This is a genomic window from Cyanobium sp. L1E-Cus, from assembly GCF_024345755.1.
Taxonomy (GTDB): Bacteria; Cyanobacteriota; Cyanobacteriia; order PCC-6307; family Cyanobiaceae; genus Cyanobium_A; species Cyanobium_A usitatum.
Genome location: NZ_JAGQBS010000005.1, coordinates 60133 through 82728, shown reverse-complemented (window position 1 = coordinate 82728; position 22596 = coordinate 60133). Strand labels below are relative to the sequence as shown.

General features: G+C 64.8%; 24 protein-coding genes and 1 tRNA gene. 11 read left to right on the top strand and 14 right to left on the bottom strand.

What is annotated here, in order from left to right; all coding sequences use genetic code 11:
- Positions 1-843, bottom strand: coding sequence for a cytochrome c oxidase subunit II (locus tag KBZ22_RS06315; RefSeq protein ID WP_396111765.1), 843 nt, complete (start codon positions 841-843; stop codon positions 1-3).
- Positions 844-1038: 195 nt separating this feature from the next.
- Here KBZ22_RS06315 and KBZ22_RS06310 point away from each other — a divergent pair, with 195 nt between their 5' ends.
- From KBZ22_RS06310 to KBZ22_RS06285, 6 genes are all read left to right on the top strand, one after another.
- Positions 1039-2001, top strand: a complete 963-nt coding sequence (locus tag KBZ22_RS06310; protein ID WP_315858599.1) for a COX15/CtaA family protein — start codon at positions 1039-1041, stop codon at positions 1999-2001.
- Positions 1994-2998 (top strand): heme o synthase, encoded by a 1005-nt coding sequence (locus KBZ22_RS06305; RefSeq protein ID WP_255021450.1) that lies wholly within the window; start codon positions 1994-1996, stop codon positions 2996-2998. The genes KBZ22_RS06310 and KBZ22_RS06305 overlap by 8 nt, the downstream gene beginning before the upstream one ends.
- Entirely contained in the window at positions 2995-4017 is a 1023-nt protein-coding gene (locus KBZ22_RS06300) for an ATP-binding cassette domain-containing protein (RefSeq protein ID WP_396111789.1), read from the top strand. The genes KBZ22_RS06305 and KBZ22_RS06300 overlap by 4 nt, the downstream gene beginning before the upstream one ends.
- Complete coding sequence (locus KBZ22_RS06295; RefSeq protein ID WP_254941304.1) at positions 4017-4862, top strand: ABC transporter permease; 846 nt, start codon at positions 4017-4019, stop codon at positions 4860-4862. Before KBZ22_RS06300 ends, KBZ22_RS06295 begins: the two co-directional genes overlap by 1 nt.
- A 98-nt stretch (positions 4863-4960) precedes the next feature.
- Entirely contained in the window at positions 4961-5299 is a 339-nt protein-coding gene (locus KBZ22_RS06290) for a hypothetical protein (RefSeq protein WP_255021448.1), read from the top strand.
- On the top strand, positions 5300-5974 hold the full coding sequence (locus KBZ22_RS06285) for an N-acetylmannosamine-6-phosphate 2-epimerase (RefSeq protein WP_255021447.1): 675 nt from the start codon (positions 5300-5302) through the stop codon (positions 5972-5974).
- A gap of 11 nt (positions 5975-5985) precedes the next feature.
- Here KBZ22_RS06285 and groL read toward each other — a convergent pair whose 3' ends face one another.
- The gene (gene groL / locus KBZ22_RS06280) at positions 5986-7647 is read right to left on the bottom strand and encodes a chaperonin GroEL (protein ID WP_255021509.1); all 1662 of its coding nucleotides are present in this window, start codon (positions 7645-7647) and stop codon (positions 5986-5988) included.
- Positions 7648-7781: 134 nt separating this feature from the next.
- Here groL and KBZ22_RS06275 point away from each other — a divergent pair, with 134 nt between their 5' ends.
- Entirely contained in the window at positions 7782-8021 is a 240-nt protein-coding gene (locus KBZ22_RS06275) for a hypothetical protein (protein ID WP_106501449.1), read from the top strand.
- Positions 8022-8070: 49 nt separating this feature from the next.
- On the opposite strand, the gene fabG is transcribed toward KBZ22_RS06275, so the two are convergent.
- Complete coding sequence (gene fabG / locus KBZ22_RS06270; RefSeq protein ID WP_255021446.1) at positions 8071-8823, bottom strand: 3-oxoacyl-[acyl-carrier-protein] reductase; 753 nt, start codon at positions 8821-8823, stop codon at positions 8071-8073.
- Between the two features lie 72 nt (positions 8824-8895).
- Positions 8896-9741, bottom strand: a complete 846-nt coding sequence (locus tag KBZ22_RS06265; RefSeq protein WP_255021445.1) for a lipopolysaccharide heptosyltransferase family protein — start codon at positions 9739-9741, stop codon at positions 8896-8898.
- A gap of 73 nt (positions 9742-9814) precedes the next feature.
- Between KBZ22_RS06265 and ispD the strand changes: the two genes are divergently transcribed.
- The gene (ispD, locus tag KBZ22_RS06260) at positions 9815-10495 is read left to right on the top strand and encodes a 2-C-methyl-D-erythritol 4-phosphate cytidylyltransferase (protein ID WP_254960157.1); all 681 of its coding nucleotides are present in this window, start codon (positions 9815-9817) and stop codon (positions 10493-10495) included.
- On the opposite strand, the gene KBZ22_RS06255 is transcribed toward ispD, so the two are convergent.
- Both KBZ22_RS06255 and KBZ22_RS06250 read right to left on the bottom strand, forming a co-directional pair.
- Entirely contained in the window at positions 10458-11387 is a 930-nt protein-coding gene (locus tag KBZ22_RS06255; protein WP_255021444.1) for an LD-carboxypeptidase, read from the bottom strand. The two genes, ispD and KBZ22_RS06255, sit on opposite strands and share 38 nt — an antisense overlap.
- Positions 11384-12289 carry a 4-hydroxybenzoate polyprenyltransferase gene (locus tag KBZ22_RS06250; RefSeq protein ID WP_255021443.1) on the bottom strand — a complete coding sequence of 302 codons (906 nt, stop codon included), beginning with the start codon at positions 12287-12289 and terminating at the stop codon, positions 11384-11386. Before KBZ22_RS06250 ends, KBZ22_RS06255 begins: the two co-directional genes overlap by 4 nt.
- A gap of 90 nt (positions 12290-12379) precedes the next feature.
- Between KBZ22_RS06250 and KBZ22_RS06245 the strand changes: the two genes are divergently transcribed.
- The gene (locus KBZ22_RS06245; RefSeq protein WP_255021442.1) at positions 12380-13990 is read left to right on the top strand and encodes a Ppx/GppA phosphatase family protein; all 1611 of its coding nucleotides are present in this window, start codon (positions 12380-12382) and stop codon (positions 13988-13990) included.
- Here KBZ22_RS06245 and KBZ22_RS06240 read toward each other — a convergent pair.
- Together KBZ22_RS06240 and KBZ22_RS06235 are read right to left on the bottom strand one after the other, a co-directional pair.
- Positions 13971-14753, bottom strand: a complete 783-nt coding sequence (locus tag KBZ22_RS06240) for a RodZ domain-containing protein (protein WP_255021441.1) — start codon at positions 14751-14753, stop codon at positions 13971-13973. The genes KBZ22_RS06245 and KBZ22_RS06240 overlap by 20 nt on opposite strands.
- 36 nt (positions 14754-14789) lie before the next feature.
- Positions 14790-14861 (bottom strand) — tRNA-Val (locus KBZ22_RS06235).
- A gap of 69 nt (positions 14862-14930) precedes the next feature.
- Here KBZ22_RS06235 and KBZ22_RS06230 point away from each other — a divergent pair.
- Positions 14931-16424, top strand: coding sequence for an FAD-dependent oxidoreductase (locus tag KBZ22_RS06230; RefSeq protein WP_255021440.1), 1494 nt, complete (start codon positions 14931-14933; stop codon positions 16422-16424).
- Positions 16425-16431: 7 nt separating this feature from the next.
- On the opposite strand, the gene cobM is transcribed toward KBZ22_RS06230, so the two are convergent.
- The 4 genes from cobM to petC are packed head-to-tail and all read right to left on the bottom strand — an operon-like array spanning position 16432 to position 19609.
- A complete protein-coding gene (cobM, locus tag KBZ22_RS06225; RefSeq protein WP_255021439.1) occupies positions 16432-17199 on the bottom strand; it encodes a precorrin-4 C(11)-methyltransferase in 768 nt (255 codons plus the stop codon).
- The gene (lgt, locus tag KBZ22_RS06220) at positions 17196-18056 is read right to left on the bottom strand and encodes a prolipoprotein diacylglyceryl transferase (RefSeq protein ID WP_255021508.1); all 861 of its coding nucleotides are present in this window, start codon (positions 18054-18056) and stop codon (positions 17196-17198) included. The genes cobM and lgt overlap by 4 nt, the downstream gene beginning before the upstream one ends.
- Positions 18053-19000: a cytochrome f gene (gene petA / locus KBZ22_RS06215; protein WP_255021438.1), complete on the bottom strand. Its 948-nt coding sequence runs from the start codon at positions 18998-19000 to the stop codon at positions 18053-18055. Before petA ends, lgt begins: the two co-directional genes overlap by 4 nt.
- Positions 19001-19048: 48 nt before the next feature.
- Complete coding sequence (petC, locus tag KBZ22_RS06210) at positions 19049-19609, bottom strand: cytochrome b6-f complex iron-sulfur subunit (protein WP_255021437.1); 561 nt, start codon at positions 19607-19609, stop codon at positions 19049-19051.
- Between the two features lie 130 nt (positions 19610-19739).
- Between petC and KBZ22_RS06205 the strand changes: the two genes are divergently transcribed.
- Positions 19740-20096 carry a DUF3067 family protein gene (locus KBZ22_RS06205; RefSeq protein WP_261353958.1) on the top strand — a complete coding sequence of 119 codons (357 nt, stop codon included), beginning with the start codon at positions 19740-19742 and terminating at the stop codon, positions 20094-20096.
- On the opposite strand, the gene tatC is transcribed toward KBZ22_RS06205, so the two are convergent.
- Together tatC and KBZ22_RS06195 are read right to left on the bottom strand one after the other, a co-directional pair.
- Positions 20093-20872, bottom strand: a complete 780-nt coding sequence (gene tatC, locus KBZ22_RS06200) for a twin-arginine translocase subunit TatC (RefSeq protein WP_255021435.1) — start codon at positions 20870-20872, stop codon at positions 20093-20095. The genes KBZ22_RS06205 and tatC overlap by 4 nt on opposite strands.
- Positions 20869-22557 carry an NFACT family protein gene (locus tag KBZ22_RS06195; RefSeq protein ID WP_255021434.1) on the bottom strand — a complete coding sequence of 563 codons (1689 nt, stop codon included), beginning with the start codon at positions 22555-22557 and terminating at the stop codon, positions 20869-20871. The genes tatC and KBZ22_RS06195 overlap by 4 nt, the downstream gene beginning before the upstream one ends.
- Positions 22558-22596 lie beyond the last annotated feature (39 nt).

The window sequence follows — 22596 nt, the reverse complement described above, 5'->3', positions numbered from 1 at the left end:
TCAGGTGGTGGTGCGGTTGGGGGTGTTCTGCTGCAACCAGTTGTCGTAGGCATCGGGCTCGTGCACTACCACGTTGGAGCGCATGCCGCCGTGGTAAGGCCCGCAGAGCTCGGCGCAGATGATCGGATAGGTGCCAGCCCGAGTGGCTGTAAAGGAGAGCACGGTTGGCTGGCCTGGAATTACGTCCTGCTTGAGACGGAACTGGGGCACCCAGAAGGCATGGATTACGTCACGGGCTTCCATGCGCAACTCCACCTGTTGACCGGTGGGCACATGCAGTTCGCCGCTGGTTATGTCTGAGCCTGGATAGTGAAAAATGAAGGCAAATTGCATAGCGGTTACCTCAACAGGTAAAACCGGACCAGCAGGCGCTGCGTCCATGCCGGCTACGCCAATACCACCCCAAACCCGGCCAGCCGCATCCCCTTCCTTAACACTGACTTGCTGCATGGCCCCGTGATCCATAGTCATGTGATCGTTGAGCGTGGCCATACCGCCCATCCGCTCATAAATGTCGTAGCTGTATAGACCGACAAACAAAACAACCACTGCGGGGATTGCTGTCCAAACAATCTCCAGGGGCAGATTTCCCTCTATTGCCAGCCCATCACTCACATCGCCGCTGCGGCGCCTAAATCGAAACAAGCTGTAAACCAGCAGGATCACGATGCCGAGAAACAGCACGGTGCCAATGCTGAACAAAACCTTAAATAGATCGTCGTAGGTGGATGCGTTGCTGCTGGCGCCCAGGGGCAGCATGTTGACGTTATAGCCAACCCAAAGCCCTGTCAGCACAAGGGCTGTGGTGGCCGTGAGCACAGCTAGGGCGGTGCGAATTGGCACGGTGCTGTTTGAGCTTCCAGTCAGCCTATGGGCACAGGCTGCGATGTGCGGGTCGATCTTTGCCTTGGTTGGCAAATCAACGCCTCAGCCGCTTGCAAGCAGGGCTGATGTTTTCACTTCGTGATCTGGGCAATTAAGAGTCCCTCGTTTTGAACAACTTGGTTAGCTTCTCTTGACTCCGGGATGGTCGTTTCCGTGACGACAAATCTCAATTCACCCCTAAACCCAAGCATTCGCAGCAGGCCGGACCCTGTTCTGATCCAGAGGCTCGCCTTACTTGCTTCCCATCTAGTGGTGGCCTTGGTGGCCTTGGTTGGCATCGGCGGTGCCACCAGGGTTATGGAGGCGGGTCTGGCTTGTCCTGACTGGCCCCTTTGCTACGGCCGCCTCCTGCCAGGTCGTCAGATGAATCTCCAGGTGTTTTTGGAGTGGTTTCACCGCCTTGATGCCTTCGTAGTGGGAGTGGCCCTGCTGGTTCTTACGGCAGCGAGTTTTTTCTGGCGGCGACGCCTGCCCGCTTGGTTGCCCTGGCTGGCTGCTGGAACCCTCCTTTTAGTGCTGGTTCAAGGGGGCCTGGGGGCTCTCACCGTCACCCAGCTACTGGCAGCGCCGTTAGTTACTGCCCATCTCGCCACGGCCTTGCTGCTGGTTGCGCTCACAAGTGGCCTCTACCAGCGCCTGGCAATGGCGAATAGGGCCTCGATCAGCCCTCCGCTTTGGTGGCAGCTACTGGCGAGCTTGGCTCTCGTGCTGGTGTTCGCCCAGTGCCTGCTGGGTGGAACCATGGCCAGCCAATGGGCGGCAGATCAGTGTTTTAGTGCCGGCCATGGCTGCCGCTGGCTGCTTGCTCACCGCCAGCTCGCCATGCCAGCAGCTCTAGCCGTGCTGGCCCTAGCTGCAGCAACCCTGCTGTTGCCCCCAGGTCAGGGTCAACTGCCCGGCCTCGCCCAGGGAGCGGCCGTTTTGGTGCTGGCCCAGGTGAGCCTGGGCATTTGGACCTTGAAGCTCCAGCTGCAGGCGCCGCTGGTGACGATCGGCCACCAACTGCTGGCAGCGCTGCTGGTCGCTCTGCTGGCAGCGGTGCTTGCCCGCTCCCTTGGCAACTCAGGCCAGACCTTGCCCATGTCTCAAACGTCTTCCGAGGTGGCTCATGGTTAGTGCAACTATCACAGCTCCAATCGCCGTTGCCCCGGCGATCCGCCCCTCGGTGAAATTGCCGGCCTGGCTTGAAGTGGCCAAGCCCCGGCTCATACCGCTGCTGCTCGCCACCACCCTCGGTGGCATGGCACTCAGCAGTGGCGATGCACCCGCCGCCAGCACGATCATCTGCACCCTGGTGGGGGGCAGCTTGGCCTCGGCTGCGGCCGGAGTGCTCAATTGCCTTTGGGAACAGGATCTCGATGGGCGCATGCAGCGCACTAGTCGCCGGGCCCTCCCCTCTGGTCGTCTGGCCCAGCGCCAGGCCTTTGCCCTAGCCATTGGCCTCACCATCCTGTCGGTGGCAGTGCTGGTTATGGGCGTTAATCCGCTGGCTGCCAGCCTTTCCCTGTTGGGGCTCTGCAGCTATGTGCTGCTCTACACAGCCCTGCTCAAGCCGCGCACCAGTCAGAACATCGTGGTCGGCGGGGTGGCCGGGGCTATTCCGCCCTTGGTGGGAGCTGCCGCTGCCACCGGCTCCCTTGGCTGGGCTTCCTGGTGGTTGTTTTCCCTGGTGATGTTGTGGACGCCAGCCCACTTCTGGGCCCTTGCCCTGCTGCTCAAGGACGATTACCGCTCCGTGGGCATCCCGATGCTTCCGGTGGTCAAGGGAGTAGCGGTTACGACTCGGGCTATCAGCCATTACGCCTGGGCCACTGTTGGCTTGAGCCTGCTTGGGATCGTGGCGCTGCCAACGGGTGGCTTGCTTTATGGCTTGATGGTGCTGCCCTTCAACGCCCGCCTGCTGCAGCTGAGCTCCCAGTTACGCAGCCAGCCTGACGAACCCCAACGGGCCAAGGCCATGTTCCGCTGGTCGATTTTCTATTTATTCGGCATCTGTGCGTTGCTTTTGTTGGCCCGCCTACCGCAGGCAGCCCTGCTGGGCCCCAACTGTTCAACGCCCCCTTTGCTGCCTTGCCTACATTGGTCGGCTGATTGGAGCGGCTTGAGTCGGTGATCGAACTGCAGCAGCTCTGCAAGCGCTACGGGGGCAAAAAGGCGGCAACTGCCGTCGTTGCCCTCGACAACCTTTCCCTGCAAGTGCCGGCCGGCAGCCTCTATGGCCTGCTTGGTCCTAACGGTGCCGGTAAGACGACCGCCTTGCGAATCCTTTGCACCTTGCTGGCCCCTGACAGCGGCAGCGTGCGGGTAGGCGGCGTTGATGCCCTGGCCGAGCCCCGGGCGGTGCGTCGCTTGTTGGGCTACGTGGCCCAGGAGGTGGCAATCGACAAGATCCTCACCGGCCGCGAACTGCTGCAGCTGCAGGGTGATCTTTATCACCTGGCCCCAGCTGCCCGGAACCGGCGCATGGACGAGCTGATCGAGCTGCTCGGCATGGCCGACTGGATTGATCGGCGTTGCGGTAGCTACTCGGGCGGGATGCGGCGCCGGCTCGATCTGGCCGCTGGCCTGCTGCACAGCCCCAAGGTGCTGGTGCTCGATGAGCCCACCGTCGGCCTTGATATCGAGAGTCGCGCTGCGATCTGGTCCGTCTTGCGTCAGCTGCGCGAAGGCGGCACAACCGTTCTGCTTAGCAGCCACTACTTAGAGGAGGTTGATGCCCTGGCTGACCATCTGGCGATCATCGAGGCTGGCAAGGTCATCGCCGAGGGCGCTCCTGCTGTGCTCAAGGCCGCCTTGGGTGGCGATCGAGTGACCTTGAGGGTGCGTGAATTCAGTGATGCCGACGAAGCCGAGCGGGTGCGCAGCCTGCTGCACGATTGCGCCGGGGTACGCCAGGTGGTGGTGAACCGGGCCCAGGGCTACTCCCTGAATCTGGTGATTGAGCACGACGGCGTTGTCGAGCAGCTGCGCCGCCAATTGGCGGCAGCCGACCTGCCGGTTTTCGCCCTCGCCCAGAGCCGCCCCAGCCTCGATGATGTCTATCTCCAGGCCACCGGCCGCACCCTGATGGACGCGGAGCTGGCGGTGGCCGGCAGCCGTGATCCCAAGGCTGAACGCAAAGCGAGCATGTGATGACCACAACCCTTCCAGGCCCCCAACCCGAGGCATCCGCCTTGGCCGAGATCAGTCAAGAAACCCTGGCCCTCACCCGTCGTTTGTTCGTACAGCTGCAGCGCCGGCCTTCCACCTTGGTGGCGGGGGTGCTGCAGCCCCTGATCTGGCTGGTGTTGTTTGGCGCCCTGTTTGCCAAGGCTCCGGCGGGCCTGCTGCCTGGCGGCATCAGCTACGGCCGCTTCCTTGGCGCAGGTGTGATCGTGTTCACGGCCTTCAGTGCGGCCCTGAACGCTGGCCTGCCGTTGATGTTTGACCGCGAATTTGGCTTCCTCAACCGGTTGCTGGTGGCGCCGCTGCGCTCGCGCAGCTCGATCGTGTTCGCCTCGGTGCTCTACATCACCACCCTGAGCTTGGTGCAGAGCCTGGCGATCATGGGCACTGCCGCATTGCTGGGTTACGGCTGGCCTGGTGGAGCTGGGCTGCTGCTGGTATTGGTCACCTTGCTGTTGTTGGTTTTTGCAGTCACGGCCTTGAGCTTGGGGCTTGCTTTTGCGCTGCCAGGCCACATCGAGCTGATTGCGGTGATCTTTGTGGCCAACCTGCCACTGCTGTTTGCCAGCACCGCTTTGGCTCCGTTGTCGTTCATGCCGGCCTGGCTGGGCTGGCTAGCGGCCCTTAATCCCCTTACCTTCGCGATAGAACCGATTCGTGCCGCCTATGCGGGACAGGTCTCTCTCACCGCAGTGGTGCTGGAGGCCCCCTACGGCCAGCTCAGCAGCGCCACCTGCCTAGGTGTGCTCGCCTTACTGGCCGCAGGGTTGTTCCTGCTGATTCGGCCGCTTTTGGATCGCAAGCTCACCTAGCAGGTCCTTTCGTGACGCAGCCCTCCAGATTCCCCCCGTCCGACCGTCCCGACTTAGGGGACCGTTTGCTGGCGGCGGTTGCAGAACGGGATCAGGCCATGGCCCAGCGTCTGGTGCAGCAGTGGGCGCACCGCAGGGGGCTGGCGGCCCTCGAAGCCCTGATCTCCGGCCCACTATGCGTGGGCCAAGGGGTAGGGGCGGCTGAGTGGCTGCGCTCCCAGGCTGGCCTGGAGACCAACCCTGAGCCCAGCGTGCAACTAGTTGTGCATCGAGTTGAGCAACCAGTTGAGCAACGGCCTGTGCTGGCCCTTGTGCAGGATGCCCTGGCTCCGGCAGCGCGCAATGCCGCTCCTGCCCCCTTTGCCCACGCTTCCCTGCGGGCCTGGCTGCCAGATGCTGAAGAGCTCGATGACTTTCACCTTCCCCTGGCCAGCTGAGTGAAACCCTCCGGTTTGATTGTGTCGGTGCAGGCCCCCGAGGGATCTCCGATGCGCGATCCCGATGTGATCGCCGCCATGGCAGATGCCAGTTTGCGCAATGGCGCCTCTGGGGTGCGTCTAGAAAGCCCAGAGCACATCGGCGCTGTTCGTCAGCGCTGCCCAACGGCCCTGATCGTGGGCCTATGGAAGCGCAGCTACCCAGACAGCTCGGTGTACATCACCCCGGGGTGGGAGGAGATTCGTGCTGTTTGGGCTGCTGGTGCCGATGTGGTGGCTATTGATGCCACCGAGCGCTATCGCCCCGGGGGTGAAAATTTGGAGGGTCTGATCGCCCGCGCCCAGCGGGAGCTTGGTGCTGTGCTGATGGCCGATGTGGACAGCGTTGCCAATGGTCTGCGTGCTGCCGAGCTGGGTTGCAGCTGGGTCGGCACGACCCTTTATGGCTACACGGAGTCAACCTCAGGCCAGAAGCCACCAGCCTGGGATCTATTGCCCCTGCTGCGGCAGCAATTACCCAACGAGGTGAGTCTGATCTGCGAAGGCGGCATATCAAGCTCCCAGCAGGCCCGCCAAGCCCTCGACCTCGGCGCTGATGCCGTGGTTGTGGGCACGGCAATCACCGGGGTCGATTTGCAGGTTGCTGCCTATGTACGGGATGTGTTGGCCGGCTGAGCAGCCTGGAATCACATCATCCCGGGCATGCCCATTCCGCCCATTCCGCCCATACCACCCATTCCGCCCATGCCTCCCATGTCGCCGCCGGGGGCTGCTTCGGGTTCGGGCTTATCGGCGATCACAACCTCGGTGGTGATCAGCATGGAGGCGATCGAGACCGCGTCTTGAAGGGCTAGGCGCACCACCTTGGCCGCATCGAGAATGCCAGCGGCCAGGAGGTCTTCGTAGACGCCGGTTAGGGCGTTGTAGCCCTTGCCCAGCCGCAGGATTTCAGCTGCCACCACGGCGCCATCGGCGCCCGAGTTGTGGGCGATCTGGCGCACGGGCTCGGCTAAGGCCCGCTTGACGATCTCGACGCCGGTGCGCTCATCGCCCTGACAGCTAGCCGCCAGGCTGTTGAGCCCTTCGGCCAGCTCCAACAGGGTGCAGCCGCCACCAGCAATGATTCCCTCCTCCACCGCAGCGCGGGTGGCGTTGAGGGCGTCTTCGATGCGCAGCTTGCGGTTCTTGAGCTCGGTTTCGGTGGGAGCACCCACCTTGATCACGGCCACCCCTCCGGCCAGTTTGGCGATCCGCTCCTGGAGCTTTTCGCGGTCGTAATCGGAGTCGGTGTTGTCGAGCTCGCGCTTGATTGAGGCCACCCGATCAGCAACGACTGCCTGGTGCTCACCGCTGGCCACGATCGTGGTGCTGTCCTTGGTGATGGTGATGCGGCGGGCCTGACCGAGCTCGGCTAGGCCGGTCTTGTCCAGGGTCATGGCCTGGTCTTCGCTCACGACCGTGGCGCCGGTGAGTACGGCGATGTCGCCAAGCATGGCCTTGCGGCGGTCCCCGAAGCCAGGGGCCCGCACTGCTGCAACCTGCAATACGCCGCGGTTTTTGTTAACCACCAGGGTGGCGAGAGCTTCGCCCTCCACCTCTTCCGCCAGGATCAGCAGGGGCCTGCCGCCCTTGGAAACCGCCTCCAGCACGGGCACCAGGTCAGTGATGGTGCTGATTTTGCGGTCGGTGATCAGGATCAGGGCATTTTCAAAGACGCATTCGCGCCTCTCCTGGTCGGTGACGAAGTAGGGGGAGCTGTAGCCACGGTCGAAGGCCATGCCCTCGGTGATCTCCAGTTCGGTGGCCAAGGAGGTGGACTCCTCAACGGTGATGACGCCGTCAGCGCTCACCTTGTCCATGGCCTCGGCGATCATCCGGCCGATCTCTTCGTCGTTGCCGGAGCTCACCTCGGCTACCTGGCGAATCGCTTCACCGGCGACGGGTTGGGCCCTCTCGGCGATGCCCGCCACGATCTGGGCTGTGGCCTTTTCCATGCCGCGGCGTAACACGACGGGGCTGGCGCCGGCCGCCACGTTTCTGAGGCCTTCGCGGACCAGTGCCTGGGCCAGCAGGGTGGCAGTGGTGGTGCCGTCGCCGGCGGTGTCCTTGGTCTTGCTGGCCACCTGCTGCATCAGCTTGGCGCCAACGTTTTCGAAGGGATCTTCGAGTTCGATCTCCCGGGCGATGGTGACGCCGTCATTAACGATCTCGGGCGCGCCGAATTTCTTTTCGAGCACCACGTTGCGGCCGCGGGGTCCGATGGTGACCTTCACCGCGTTGGCCAGGGCGTTTACACCACGCTCAAGGGCGCCACGGGAGGCATCTGAAAAGCTGATCAGCTTGGCCATGAAAACGGCGGACACTCAGTGAAGTCAGGGTCCCACAGCGGACCACCGCCTAGCTAACGCAGTGGGGTGGGGAAAGCCGAATCAAGCTGCTGCTTTGGGCTACTGATTCGCTCCAGGCTCGATAGGGTTCAGCAATGGAGGATCTGCTGCAGACAGCATTGGAGAGCGCGGACGAAGCCATCTCGCTGGATCCGGGTTCCACTGCAAACGCCATGGTGTTTGTGCTCGTGGCGGCGGCCGGGGTGTTGATGGCTTTGGTTTATGTGCCGGTGAGGCTGTTTTTGACAATCACCGCCCGCAGTCGCCGTCTGCGCCTGCTGCAGCGGATTCGCCGGCTGCGCGAGGAGTTGGCTCAGCCGCTCACAAGCTCTTGAACTAGCCAGTCTTGACCTCCCAAGTCTTGAACTAGAAAGTCCCAAACTCTCATCGCATCACCATGCCGCCATCCACCTGCAGCACCTGGCCGGTGATGTAGGCGGCAGCCGGGTCGGCGGCCAAAAAGCGCACTGCACCGGCCACCTCGGCGGCGCTGCCCATCCTCCCCAGGGGAATCGCCGCCAGGATCGGTTCTTTGTCGAGTTCGGCGGTCATGTCGCTTTCGATAAAGCCCGGGGCAACGGCATTGACGGTGACACCCCGGGCTGCAAATTCAGCTGCATTGCTGCGGGTGAGGCCGATCACCCCGGCCTTGGCGGCGCTGTAGTTGGCCTGGCCTGGATTGCCCATCAGGGCCACCACTGAGGTGATGTTGATGATGCGGCCGCCGCGGGCCTTGAGCATGGCCCGGCTCACAGCGCGGGTGCACAGAAACACGCCGGTGAGATTGAGGTTGATCACGCTCTGCCAGTCGGCGGTTTTCATCCGCATCAGCAGGCCGTCGCGGGTGATGCCGGCGTTGTTAACCAACACGTCGAGCCGGCCGCCCTTGGCGAGCACCGCTTTGATCATGGCCTCGACCTGCTCTTCATCGGCTACATCGGCCCGATGGCTCCAGGCTTCGCCCCCGGCAGCAGTGATCTCAGCCACGACCGCTTCGGCGGCATCGGGGGAGCTGGCGTAATTCACCACTACTTGGGCGCCGGCCGCTGCCAGCTCAAGGGCGATGGCGCGACCGATACCGCGGCTGGCACCGGTAACCAGCGCCACTTGGCCGGCCAGGGGGGCTGGGCTGGACATCACGGCACTCGACATCGCGGCACTGGGGTTTGTGGCGCTGATCGTATGGCCTGACTATCCCCCGAACCCCAATTATCCCAGTCCCAGGGCGGCGAGCACCTCGGCGTGGCCAAGTTGGCTGAGGTTGGCGGCGCTGCCGAGGCCCTGCACCCCAGCACGGCTGGGCAGACTGGCGGGATCCCGGCCTAGGGCCACCAGCGGCAGGCCGAGCAGCAGGGCCAATTCGATGGCTACGGGGTCGCTGGCTAGCACCACATCGGCACTAGCGATCTGGGCGGCGCGCTTACGCATATCTCCAGCCCCAGTCCCAGCTAGTGCTCGCACGGTCCGCAGGGTGGGCAGCTTGCTGCGGATCTGGGCGGGTAGGTCTTGCCATTGCTGGGCTGGCCAGTCGCCGCCAGCAGCGGAGGGGGCCAGCAGCAGGGCCGGTCCATCGCCACTGGGTAGGGCCGCGCTCGCGGCCTCCAGGTCGGCCGGGGCGATCGGCAACCGGAAAGAATCAGCCTCGAGCCGCACCCCGATGGGCCGCAGGAAGGCTTCAAAGGCCTGGTTGGCCCAGCCGCCCTCGATGGGGGTGATCCGCTCGGTGGCGGAGAAGCCACTGCTGGCCACCCGGGTGGGGATGTGGCTCATCGACAGCATCAGATCCATCTGGCGGCTGGGCGCCAGATTGAGGCTCACCTGAAAATCAGGCTCCCGCACCGAACCCATCAAGTTGGCCCAATCGGCAAGGGTTGCCTGCTCGTAGGTGAAGGGCATGGCCCGTTCCACGGCTGGATGCAGGCCCCAGAGGGGCACCGCCGCTAACGGACAGACCACCTGGACGCCTGCATGGAGTTGGTCGGCGACGGCGGCAACGGCTGCAAAACTCTGCAGCTGCTGGCTGCTGCCGCCCGGAATCAGAAACAGGGCGCGCATCGCAAACGACACAGGTTCGGCGGCCTGATTGTATGGATCAGATTCGGATTGACCCGTCTCGCGGGAGTCGCTTGTGCATTTGCTGATCGCCGCAGCCGGCAGCGGCCGCCGCATGGGGGCCACCGGCAACAAGCTGCTGTTGCCGGTGGCGGGGCGGTCGGTGCTGGCCTGGACCCTCGATGCAGCCCTCGCCTGCCCCGCCATTAGCTGGATCGGCATCGTGGGCCAGCCCGTTGATGCAGCCGCGATCGCGGCGATTGTGGCTGAAGCTCAGCCTGACCTGCCGGTGCAGTGGATTGAGGGTGGTGACACCCGTCAGGAGTCGGTGAGCCGGGGGCTGGCGGCCCTGCCGGCAGCTGCTGGTGGGGTGCTGATCCACGACGGGGCTCGCTGTCTTGTCGAGCCGGAGCTGCTGGCCCGCTGTGCCGCTGCGGTGCAGCAAGGCGCAGCGGTGATCGCCGCCACCCCCGTAACCGACACGATCAAGCAGGTGGATGGAGCTGGCACCATCACGGCCACCCCAGATCGCAGCTGGTTGTGGGCAGCCCAAACTCCCCAGGGTTTTCCGGTGCAGCAGCTGCGGGCTGCCCATGCAACCGCCACGGAGCAGGGCTGGAGCGTCACCGACGATGCGGCCCTGTTTGAGCGGCTGGGTTTGGCGGTGCAGGTGTTGGAGGCGCCTGCCTCCAACATCAAGCTCACCACCCCTTTCGATCTCACCGTGGCAGCGGCGGTGCTTGCTTCGCGCTGCTGATCCGCAGCTGGCCGCTGCTGCCATCGAGCTCGGCCCAGGCACCTAGGGGTAGGGCCGCATTGCCCGCCACATGACCCATGGGCAAGTTGCTCACCACGGGGATGCCGAGATCGCTTGTGCGCTCTCGGAGCACCTGCTCGAGGCTGAAACGATCTGCTTCGGCCGGGTTTTCATCACAGTCTGTGAACTGCCCCAGGCCGATGCCGGCCAGCTGCTGCAGCCCACCGCCCAGCCGCCAGTGGGTGAGCATGCGCTCGATTCGGTATGGCGCTTCGCTTACGTCTTCGAGCACCAAAATGGCGCCGCGCAGATCCGGCAGATACGGCGTTCCCAGCAGGTGGGTGGCCACGGTGAGGTTGGCGGCCAGCAGGGGGCCTGCGGCGCTGCCGCCACACCAGCCCTCGCCCTGAAGGTCGCCCACGGGTTCGCCAAACAACAGGCACCGCAGCCGCTCCTGGCTCCAGGCGGGTTCGGCGGCCAGGGTGGTGAGCAGCGGCCCGTGGATGGCACCTCCCTGCCCCTGGGCTAGTTGGGCCCAGAGCAGGGAGGTGACGTCGGAGAAACCAAGCAGCCAGCGAGCTGGCAGGGCCAGGGGTGCTTCCAACAACCGGGCCGCTCCCCAGCCGCCCCGCACACAGGCCAGCAGTTCGGCGCCCCGCCTGGCGGCAGCTTCCAGGTCGCCGCGGCGCTGTTGGTCTTGGCCGGCCAGATAGCCCCACTGGCGCCCGTGCAGCGGCGTGCGCTCTACCTCCAGCCCCCAGCCCTCCAGCACGGCGATGCCCGCCTCCAGGCGCGCCAAGGCGTCTTCGCCCAGCAGGGCCGAGCTTGCGGCCACCAGCTGCACCCGATCCCCTGGCCGCAGCGGTGAGGGCTGACGTGTGACCTGGCTCATGGCAGTTGCCCCAGCACCAGGGCAAGCAGCAGCAGCCCTCCCAGCTGCACCTGGCGGCTGAAGTGGCGGCCGTAGGCGGACCGGGGCAGGTTGGGGCGGCGCAGCAGGGCGGCTTCGCGCTGCATGCCGGCTGCTGCCAGCAGACCCAATGGCCAGCTGATCCAGCCGCAGCCCTGCAGGCTGGCGGCTAGCCCCAGGGCCAGGGCGGCGAGGCCGTAGCTGATTGCCACCGCCAGGGGGGCCCGGCTGCCCAGGCTGAGGGCACTGCTACGCACGCCGATGGCCCGGTCGTCATCCCGGTCGGCCATGGCGTAAACCGTGTCGAAGCCGAAGGTCCAAAGCAAGGTGGCCAGCCACACCAGGGCCAGGGGCCAGCCGCCGGCCAGGGAGCCGGTGGCTGCGGACCAGGGGATCAGCACCGCAAAGCCCCAGCAGATGGCCAGCACCAGTTGGGGGTAACCAAACCAGCGTTTAGCCGAGGGGTAGAGCAGCACTGGCGGCAGGGCCGCGATTGCCAGCAGCAGGCAAAGGTTGCGACTGGCGGCGGGCAACCCCCACATCAGCACCAGCAGCACTGCCAAGGCGACGACCAGGCTGAGCAGCAGCAGGCCTATCGCCTCGCCAACACCAACGCGGCCATCGGCCAGGGGACGGCTGCGGGTGCGCTCCACTAAGGGGTCGATGCGGCGGTCCCAGAGGTCGTTGGCGATGCAGCCGGCCGCGCTCACGGCCATTCCTCCCAGCACGATTAATCCCACTAACAGCGGCGCCGGTGGGGCGTTTGGGGTTAGCCAGAGGCTCCAGCCAGCTGGAATCAGCAGGATCAGGCGGCCACTGGGCTTGTGCCAGCGCACCAGCTCCAGCCAGGCCCCCAAACGGGTGCCGCGCATCGAGTTGGCCATGCCCCCTTTTCGTCGTGCCGCACCCTAGGTGTGCCGGAGGGATGGGCCGTCGGTGGCAAAGTAGCGCCCCTGCGGCAGTTGCCGAGCTCGATGGTTCAGGCCCCCAACCTTCAGCAGGCCGGTCGCCGCCGGGTAGCCGCGATCGACATCGGCACCAACTCGATTCACCTGCTGGTGGCAGAGGTGGATCCGGAGCTCAGTAGTTTCAGTGTGGTGCTGGCTGAGAAGGCCACCACCCGGCTCGGCGAAAGGGATCCCCATAGCGGTGACCTCAGTGCCGAGGCGATCGAGCGGGCCTTCCGCACCCTGCGCCACGATCGCGATCTGGCCCTTAGCCATGGGGTGGAGCAGATCGTCACGGCGGCCACCAGCGCCGTGCGGGAGGCCCCCAACGGCCGGGATTTTTTGGTGGCGCTGCAGGAGCAACTGGGTCTGGAGGTGGATCTGGTGAGCGGGCCCGAGGAGGCGCGACTGATCTACTTGGGTGTGCTTTCGGGCATGGCTTTCGGCGACCAGCCCCACTTGATTATTGATATCGGTGGCGGCTCCACCGAGTTGGTGCTGGCCGATGGCCGCGACGGCCGCTCCTTCAGCAGCACCCGCATCGGCGCGGTGCGCCTGCAGCGCGAGTTTTGTCAGCAGGACCCCCTTTCGGTTGAACGTCGCTCCTTCCTGCAGGCCTATATCCAGGGCGCCCTCGACCCTGCCGTAGCTGAGGTGAAGGCGGCGCTGCGGCGGGGCGAACAGCCGCTGATGGTGGGCACCAGCGGCACAGCCATGGCCCTAGCGGCGCTGGCTGCTGCTGAAGATCCCAAGCCGCCGCTGAAGCTGCAGGGCTACCGGCTCAGCCGCGAGCGCATCGACCAGCTCACCGCCCGGCTCCTGGCTATGACGCCGGAGCAGCGCCGCGCCTTGCCCGCGATCAATGACCGTCGGGCCGAGATCATCGTGCCCGGCGCCCTGATTTTGCAGACGGCGATGGCGATGCTCGGCGTGCGGGAGCTGGTGGTTTGCGATCGGGCCCTGCGGGAGGGCCTGATCGTGGACTGGATGCTGCGCAACGGCCTGCTGGGAGATCGCTTCGCCTTCCAGAGCACTATCCGCCAGCGCACCGTGCTGCACCTGGCCCAGCGCTTTGGTGTCGATCGGGCCCGGGCCGATCGGGTGGCCGCCCATGCCCTCAGCCTCTACGACCAGTCGCGGGGGCTGCTGCACCACGACGAGGGGCCGGGCCGGGAGCTGCTCTGGGCCGCCGCCCAATTGCATACCTGTGGCAAGAGCATCAATATTTCCGCATATCACAAGCACAGCTGGTATTTGATCCGCCACGGCGAGCTGCTGGGCTACTCCGAATCCGAGCACCTGATGGTGGCGGCGATTGGCCGCTATCACCGCCGCAGCCTGCCGAAGAAGCGCCATGAGTCGTGGCAGCTGATCGAAGACCGCGACCAGCGCCGCACCGTTACGTCGATGGCCTTGCTGTTGCGGTTGGCGGCGGCCCTAGATCGCCGGCCCGCTGCGGTGATTGCGACCCTGCTGGTGAGATCAAGGCAAAATGCGGTTTGCGTTGACCTGGAACCCCTAGCGGCCGCCCCAGGTGAGCCAGCTCCGGATCTCAGCTTGGAGCGCTGGAGCCTGCGATCCTGCGCTGAAGTGGTGCAGGAATCCTGCGGCCTTGGTCTCAGGGTGCCGGAGCCCTGAAGTTGCGCCAACGCACCTGATCAATGGGTCCCAGGGGTTGAGGAGCACCGCCTCCCATCTGGGTGCGCACCAGGTCAGGACGCCCTGCCAGCACCTCAAGCCCTGATCCAAGGGGGAAGCTCCGCTCACCTGTGAAGGTGCCACGGAACAGGGTGGTGCCGGTTTTTGTTTTTATTTCGAGCCAGCTGGGCTGGCTGCTCGTCAGTTGCAGCTGATCGGGCTTGAGGCTGCCGCTTTCTCTCTCTTTGCTCCTCTTTGCGGGGGAAATCTCGCTCAGCAGCTGGGGCTGCTTTTGCTGCTGGGTTGGGCGGGCCTGGTGACGCTGCCACTGCTGCCAGCCCGCGGCGCCGGCGCCGCTGAGGGCGACCAGGATTGCTGCTGTGATGGCCACTCGGCCGCTGGTTTGTGCCGGTCTGGTTGGGGCGCGCTGGGTGAGTTTGGCCACCTTGATCGGCTTGGCTTGAAACTGGCCGTTATCGCGCAGGGTTTGCAGGGGGCCATCGATGTTGATGGCCAGGCTGCTGGCGATTCTGCGGGCCTGGGCGATCACAAATACCGGTTCCGGCAATCGACAGGCGTCGGCTTCTTCCAGGGCCTGAAGTTGTTCGACTCCCATGTTTAGACGGGCTGCCAGCACCGCCAGTTCGAGACCTTGGACCTCCCGGCCCTGCCGCAGGGTCTGCCCCAGGCAGCGCAGGGCGGATAGGGCCTCGGGGTTAGGAGAATCCGACACCACAACAGCGAGCTCAGCAGAATTAGACATTCTGCAGGCAAAATTGATACGGTCTAGCCGTTGAAATGGGCGATACTGGATTCGAACCAGTGACCCCTTCCGTGTGAAGGAAGTGCGCTACCGCTGTGCTAATCGCCCGCACCTCCAGAGCTTAAAACACCACAGGCAGTCGATCGGTCACCATGGGCTAAGAGCTAGTCGCCTTGCGTGAGCGCCAACCCCGAACGAGCCGATCTCAAGCCAGCAACCGCCCCGGTGGACTTGAGCCAGCCAGTGGATTTGAGCGAGTCAGTGGATGTTGATCAGACAGTAGACGTTTTGATCGTGGGAGGCGGGGTGTGCGGTACGGCCCTGCTGTTCGAGCTGGCTCGCTACACCGATTTGGGCCGCATCCTGCTGGTGGAGCGCTACGACGCCCTGGCCAGGGTGAACTCCAAGGCCACCAACAACAGCCAGACGATTCACTGCGGCGACATCGAGACCAACTACACGCTCGAGAAGGCGGTGCGGGTGAAGCGCACCGCCGAGATGATCGTGAACTTCGCCGAGCTGCTTGATCCAGCCAGCCGCGAGCTCTGTGTGTTTCGCACTCCAAAAATGGTGCTGGGGGTGGGCGAGCACGAGTGCACCTTCCTGCGGGAGCGCTTTGCTCGCTTCTCACCCCACTTCCCGGCAATGGAGCTGCTCGAGAAGCCGCAGATCGCCGAGTGGGAGCCCCAGGTAGGACTGGTGCAGGGGGAGTTGCGCCCGGAGGAGCTGGTAGCGATCGGCATCCGCCGCACCTACACCGCCGTGGACTACGAGGAGCTATCAGCCTCGTTCGTGGCCCAGGCGGAGGCGGCGGTTGCCGGAACGCCGCGCCAGCTCAAGCTGCAGCTAGGCACCAGCGTGGTCGCGATTACGCCTGAGGGCGATGGCTACCGGGTGGAACTGGCCCCCACCCCCGGCTGCAGCTCCGGTTTGGCTGTTGATGGCACCCCGGTTGCGCCCCACAGCGTTTGGGCCCGGCACGTGGTGGTGAATGCCGGAGCCCACAGCCTGCTGATGGCCCAGCGCATGGGCTACGGACTGGAGTATTCCTGCCTGCCCGTGGCCGGCAGCTTTTACTTCACGCCCGATTTGCTCCGGGGCAAGGTTTACACGGTGCAGAACGACAAGCTGCCCTTTGCCGCCATTCACGGCGACCCCGACGTGCGAGCCCCTGGCAAAACCCGTTTTGGCCCTACCGCCCTGCTGCTGCCTCTGCTGGAGCGCTACAAACCAGCCTCGTTTTGGGAGTTTCTGAAGGTGCTGCGGCTCGATTGGGCAGTGCTGGCCGTGTTCTGGCAGCTCTTTCGCATCGCCGATATCCGCAATTACATCTTTAAAAATCTGCTGTTCGAGGTGCCCTGGCTGAGGCGGCGATTGTTTTTGGCAGATGCTCGCAAGATCGTGCCCGACATGCGCCTCGATGATCTCAGCTTCGCAGAGGGCTATGGCGGCGTGCGCCCCCAGCTGATCGATAAGACCAACCGCAAGCTGATGCTCGGCGAGGCCAGCATCGCGGCCCGGCCTGGCCTTGTGTTCAACGTCACCCCTTCCCCTGGGGGCACCTGCTGCCTGGGGAATGCCGCCCGGGACCTAGAGGCGATTGTCGAGCGGCTGGGCTGTGGCTTCGATCGGCAGCGCTTGGCCCGGGAGCTTTATGGCGAGGCGGGCTGATGCCTTTTCAGCTGGCGCCGCCGCGGAAGAGGTGATTGTGGCTAACTGAGTAGAGGCGAGAACGGGCCTCAGCCGGCGCCGCCAGTGCAGGACTAACCACGTAGAGGGTGGTGCGGATCAACTGCCGTTCCTGACTTACCCGGGCCATATCGGCCAGGGAAACCACCTTTATCCATTGATCAGGCCAGCTCACCCGGTAGCCAATGGCTACAGGAGTGTCGGCGGGGTAGTGGCGCAGCAGCTCGGTTTGCACCTCTTCGACGTGGCGAGCACTGAGGTAGAGGCAAAGGGAAGCGCGCAGGGCGGCCAGCCGCTCCAGTGCTTCCCGCTCCGGCACGCCGGTGCGTCCGCCAGCGCGGCTCAGCACGATCGTCTGCACCAGGCCAGGGATGGTGAGCTCGCTCTGCAGGGCCGATGCGGTGGCCTGGTAAGCACTCAAGCCGGGCACCACTTCCACGCCGATACCGGCATCGGCCAGGCGGCAAATTTGCTCGGCGATGGCGCCATAGAGGCAAGGATCCCCATCGTGGAGCCGCACCACGGTTTTGCCGGCACGGGCCCGATCCAGCACCACCTCCATCACCTGCTCCAGCGTGAGGGTGCTGGTGCGCACCTGCTCACAGCCCTCCGGAGCCAGGGCTGCGATCTGGGGATTGATTAGGGAGTCGGTCCACACCAACACCTCCGCCTGCTCCACAAGGCGGGCTGCGCGCAGGGTGAGCAGGTCGGGTGCGCCGGGCCCGGCACCAACTATCCAGACAGGTTTTTGATTCAAGTGGTTACTCCACTGGGGTCGGGCAGGGGGCGGTGGCGGCGGTAGAGCCACCAGAGGCCAACGCCACCAAGGGCAATCAAAAGCAGGCTGACCAGCTGGGCCATGCGCAGGCCGCCATCACAGAAGGGCGGCTCGGAGAGCAGGCAAAGGGGGTCGAGGCGCAGCCCTTCAATCCACACCCGGCCGCTGCTGTATGCCATCAGATACACGCAGCTGAGTGCTCCAGGCAGCAGCTGAATGCGGCCGCGACTGGCGGCCCGAAATAGACCCAGCAGTAGGGCGCACACCCCCAGATTCCAAAGGGATTCGTAGAGGAAGGTGGGGTGAAAGTAGAGCTGCTCAAAAAATTCAGCTGGGCGGCTGGCCGCGGGGATCTGCAATTTCCAGGGAAGATCCGTAGGCAAGCCGAAGGCCTCGGAATTAAAGAAGTTTCCCCAGCGGCCGATCGCCTGGCCGAGGGCCACGGCGGGCATCAGCACATCGAGCAGCTGCCAGAAGGGCTGCCGGCGCCAACGGCAGAACAGCATCGTGGCCAGGGAGCCGCCCAGCAGGGCGCCGTGGATGGCGATGCCTCCGCGCCAGATGGCGATCGCATCAAGCCAGTTGCCGGAATACTGGCGCCACTCGAGGGCGACGTAGTAAATGCGGGCCCCGATCACGGCTCCCAGCACCATCAGGGGCAGGAGATCGGCAATCAGGGCTGGCTCAATGCCTCGAGCCCGGCCGAGCCGGGTGGCCAGGCTGAGGCCCAGCAACACGGCCACGGCGATGAGCAGGCCGTACCAGCGCAAGACAAAGGGGCCCAGCTGGAAAACCAGGGGCCCCGGGGAGGTGAAGGTGGCAAGCACGCTGCTCAGATCAAGCCTTCAGCAGCCTGAACCTTTTCAACCTGGCGCTTTTTGAGCACCAGCAAGATCTGGGCCAGGGCAATTGCGGCAAAGAACGCCAGCAAACCGTAGATGCGCACAGGGTTTTGCAGCACCACCTCGGCATCAACCTGTCCGAAGCCGCCCACGTTGGGGTCGTTGGTGATCGGTGAACCGGCAACTACTGCATCACCAACCGCTGCCAGGATGGTGGGACCAGCCGGCACAGTTTCAGTGGCTGTAGTGCCATCTGCGGCGGTGATCTCCACCAGGGAAGTGCCGTTATCACCGGCAATGATTGCTGACACCGTGCCAGTTACGGGGGCGTTGAAGACGCCGTTGTTGCTCTTTTCGCCGGTGGGATACACCTGGCCGCGGCCACGGTTGCCGCCCACATGCAGTTGGTATTTGCCGAAGTGGATGCTGCTGTCGGTGGCGGGATCAGGGGAAAGAATCGGGAAAACGATCTCTTGGTGCTCATCACCGGAGATCGGGCCCACCAAGAGGATGTTGGGTTGGTCGTCGGAATACTGGGTGTAATAAATGCCGGCAGTTTCCTCCTTCAGCTCCTCGCTGAGGCGGTCTTGCGGGGCAAGGGTGAAGCCATCTGGAAGCATCACCACAGCGCCGACATTCAGACCGGTGCGGCTGCCATCGCCGGCCACCTGCTGAACGCTGGCGTCGTAGGGGATTTCCACCACGGCCTTGAACACCGTGTCAGGGAAAATGGCCTGGGGCACTTCCACCCGGGTGGCCTTCTTGGCCAGGTGGCAGTTGGCGCAGACGATCTTGCCGGTGGCCTCCCGGGGGCTGGCGTAGTTCTGCTGGGCCCAGAAGGGATAGGCCCAGCTGGGGCTGGCGCCGCCTAGCAGCACTACCAGGGAAAGGGCGGTGCCGATCAGGGAGCCGAGCAGCAGGGAAAGGGAACGACGCATCACGAGATCAGGCGACAGACAGGGAGAAGAAAAGCTGGATCGGGGTAATCAGGCCCACCAAGGCTTGTCGCCGGTGCGGAAGTCGGTTTCGCTCCACTGGCTGAGGAAGACGTTGTCGTTGTCTACAGACACGTGAGCCAGGGCCAGGGAAAGGGGCGCTGGACCGCGCACCACTCTGCCGGTGGCGTCGTACTGGGAGCCGTGGCAGGGGCACATGAACTTATTGGCACCGCTATTCCAAGGCACTACGCAGCCAAGGTGAGTGCAGATGGCGTTAATGCCGTAGCTGCCGATGGCGTCATTGCCCTCAACGAGCAAGTAGGTGGGATCTCCCTTGAGGCCCTGCACCAGGCTGCGATCGCCCTCCTTGTGACTGCTGAGCCAGCCGCTGGCAGTGACGCTGTTGCCGAGCTCGTCTTTAGCGGTGGTGCCGCCGCCGCCGCCTGCCGCCTTGGGGGGGATGAAATAACGAGCCACTGGATAGAGGGCACCCAGGGCCACACCGGTCACAGACCCGAAGGTCAGCAGGTTCATGAACTGCCGGCGGCCCATTCCGGGCACATCACCGTTGGAGGCGCTATTTGAAGCGCTCGCTGGCATCTGGGTCATGAAGACGCGCCGGGACAATGTGGGACCCATTATGAACCTTGCCTGTGCGGCTCCGGGGCGGTGCAGCCGGCTGGCCCCTGGGCCTGCAACATGCTGTTGTGCAATCCGTCGCGTGAGCTTGGGCGTGCCCCTGCCCTCCAGTGCCCTCCCCCCACCCCCTGAGCCAGGTTCGCCCCTGTCTGCGCAAGAGGTTTGGGATCTACTGCAAACCCGATGGCAGGTTTCCTACGACCTGCAGCTGGTGCAGCGTCGCGGCCGCCTCTATCTACAGGTGATGTGGGCTTACTTAGAGCAGCAATCCTTTCCACTCACGGAGGAGGGCTACCGCAGCAAGCTCGAGGAACTGGTGGGTTTGCTGAACGGCCTGGGGGCGGCTGATCAGGTGCGCAGCTGGCTTGGCACCACCTCCGATAAACCGAGACAGGGCAAGGCAATGGGTCTGGCGTTGGAGATCCCGGCCGGCCGGGCCAGCGAATTTTTGCTCTAGGCAGGCCGCAGCCGTTCGGTGCAGGCCACCAGGCCCACGCCGATTAGGTAAAGGGCCGTGATCGCCCCGGAGAGCAGCAGCATCGTTACGGGGTCGGTGGAGGGGGTCAACACGGCCCCCGCCAGGGCACTTGCCAACACCACCCAGCGCCAGCCCGCCAGCATGGGCTGGGCCTTCACCAGGCCAAGGGCGCCGAGCAACAACTGCAGCACTGGCAGTTGAAATGCCAGCGCGGTGGCCACCATCAGCAGCAGCACGAAATCGAGGTAGCGCTCGATCGACCAACTCGGTTCGACCACGTCGGCGCCGTAGCTCACCAGGAAGCGCAGGGCTGCGGGCACCAAGGCCCACCAGGCGAAGGCCAGCCCGGCCGCAAACAGCACCGCCGAGCAAGCTACCGCCGGGGCCACCAGCCGCCGTTCCCGACGGGTAAGTCCCGGCAGCACGAACCCCAGACCCTCGTAGAGCACGTAGGGCAGGGCCAAGGTGAGCCCGGCGTAGCCCGCCACTTTGAACGACACAAACAAAAATTCGCCCGGGGCCAGCTGCAGAAAGCGGATGCCCTCCGCTGGCACTTCCAGCAGCCGCACCAATGGTTTAACGGCAACAAGGCACGCTGCTGCTGCCATCACTACTGCCAGCAGGCTGCGCAGCACTCGGCGGCGTAGCTCCTCGAGATGCTCTACCAGGCTCATCTCCACCTCGGCTGGAAATTCTCCAGGCCCCGATTCGGGTGAGGCGAGGCGCTTGGCTGAAATTTCGGGTTCGGCGCTCATCGTTTCTGCTCCATCAGCAGGCTAAGAGCCCGCTGAGGTTCTCCCCACAGCACGGAGCCGCCACGATGGCGCACGGTACCGGGCGCTGCACCAGGAATGCGTTGTAACTCCTCGGAGGGCACCATCACCACCGGCACCCGCCGGTTGCCTCGGCCCCTGCTGTAGTGAGCGGCCAGATCGGCTGCGGCCTGCAAATCCGCATCGCTAGCCGGTCGCTCCGAGCTTTTCAGCACCACATGGCTGCCGGGCAGCTCCTGGGCGTGGAACCAGAGATCGCCGCGGCGCGCCTGGCGAAAGGCAATCCATTCGTTTTGGCGGTGGTTGCGGCCAATTTGTACAGGCAAACCGGAAGGTGTGTTCAGCTCCAGGGGTTGGGCCCCCCCCTCGATCGCCCCAGCCCGCCGTTTCTGGCGACCCCCCGCTGGTTTGCGCTGGCCGCGCTCAGCCAGTAGGGCTTCGAGCTCGGCAACCAGGCTGCCCACCTGCTCGAGGCTGTCGGCCTGCTCTAGGTAGGTGAGGCTGGCTTCGAGGCTTGCTAACCGCTGCCTGTGCTGCTCCAGCCTGGGGGTGATCGCCGCCACCGAGCGCCGCCTCTTGCGGGCGGTTTTGTAGAGCTTCTGGGCCTCTTCAATGCACTGGCGGCTCGGCTGTAGCTGGCTGAGCAGGGCATCTGCGCGGCGCTGCAGAGCTTCCCCTTCAGGCACCGCATCCAGCAGGGCTTGCTGCTCGCTGGCCTGGCGGCTTTCGCGCTCGACTGTGGCCTGCAAGCGGTGCTGCAGCTGCTGGCGCTGCTGCACAAGCAGCTGGGCGCCGAGGTGCTCGCTGAAATAGGCGGCCATGCCTTGATTTATTGCCAGGGCTGGATTTGCGGTAGGGGTATCGCCGCTGGATCCAGCCCAGCAGCGGTAGCCGGCCGGTTCGAGCTGCCAGCTGAATCGCCCCATCTGCACCGCTTCAAGCCACTGGCGCCAGCCTTGCCACAACTGCTGCCATTGCTCCGGACTGATGCTGTCCACCCTCAGTTCGCCCCAGCCGCAGGGCAGTAGCTGGCGCAGTAAGGCCGGACTGATGCCCTGGTAGGCATCACGCAGGGCCTGCTGCAGGGGCAGGGGCACTAGGCGCACACGGCGCTGCCAGCTCCCAAAGCTCTCCTCCAGCCGCGGCGGCTCGCCCGCCAGGGGCGGGGGCGGTTGGTAAGGGTCGCCGGTGCCGATCGGCCGTAGGCGTGATTGCTGGGGTTTCACCTGGCGGGCCAGGGCCACTACCTGGCGGTCGGCGTCGAGCAGCAGCAGGTTGCTGTGGCGGCCCATCAACTCCACCACCAGCCAGCGCAGCACTGGTTCACCGGGACGCCTGGCGAAGCCGAGCTCCACCACCCGCTCCCAGCCCTGCTGCTGGATTTCTATAAGGGCCAGACCCTTGAGACCGTGCTGCAGCTGCTGGGCCAGGGTGCTGCCATCCCCTTGGCGGGGTGGCGGCGGGATTGTGTGCAGCCGAGCCGCTTCCGCCTGCCAGCTGAGCTCGAGCCAGTGGCTACCGCTAAGGCTGCGCAGGCCGATCTGCAGGGCCTGGGGGCTGGCCTGCTGGGCCTTCTCGAAGCGACTTGGCAGCAGCAGCGGCCGCCACTCGGCCAGCACCGCCCGCAGGGTCGTGACGTCTACTGCCTGCAGGCGGGAGGGGGACACGGCTTGGCAGGGCAACACGGACGCTGGCTTCTACTCTGC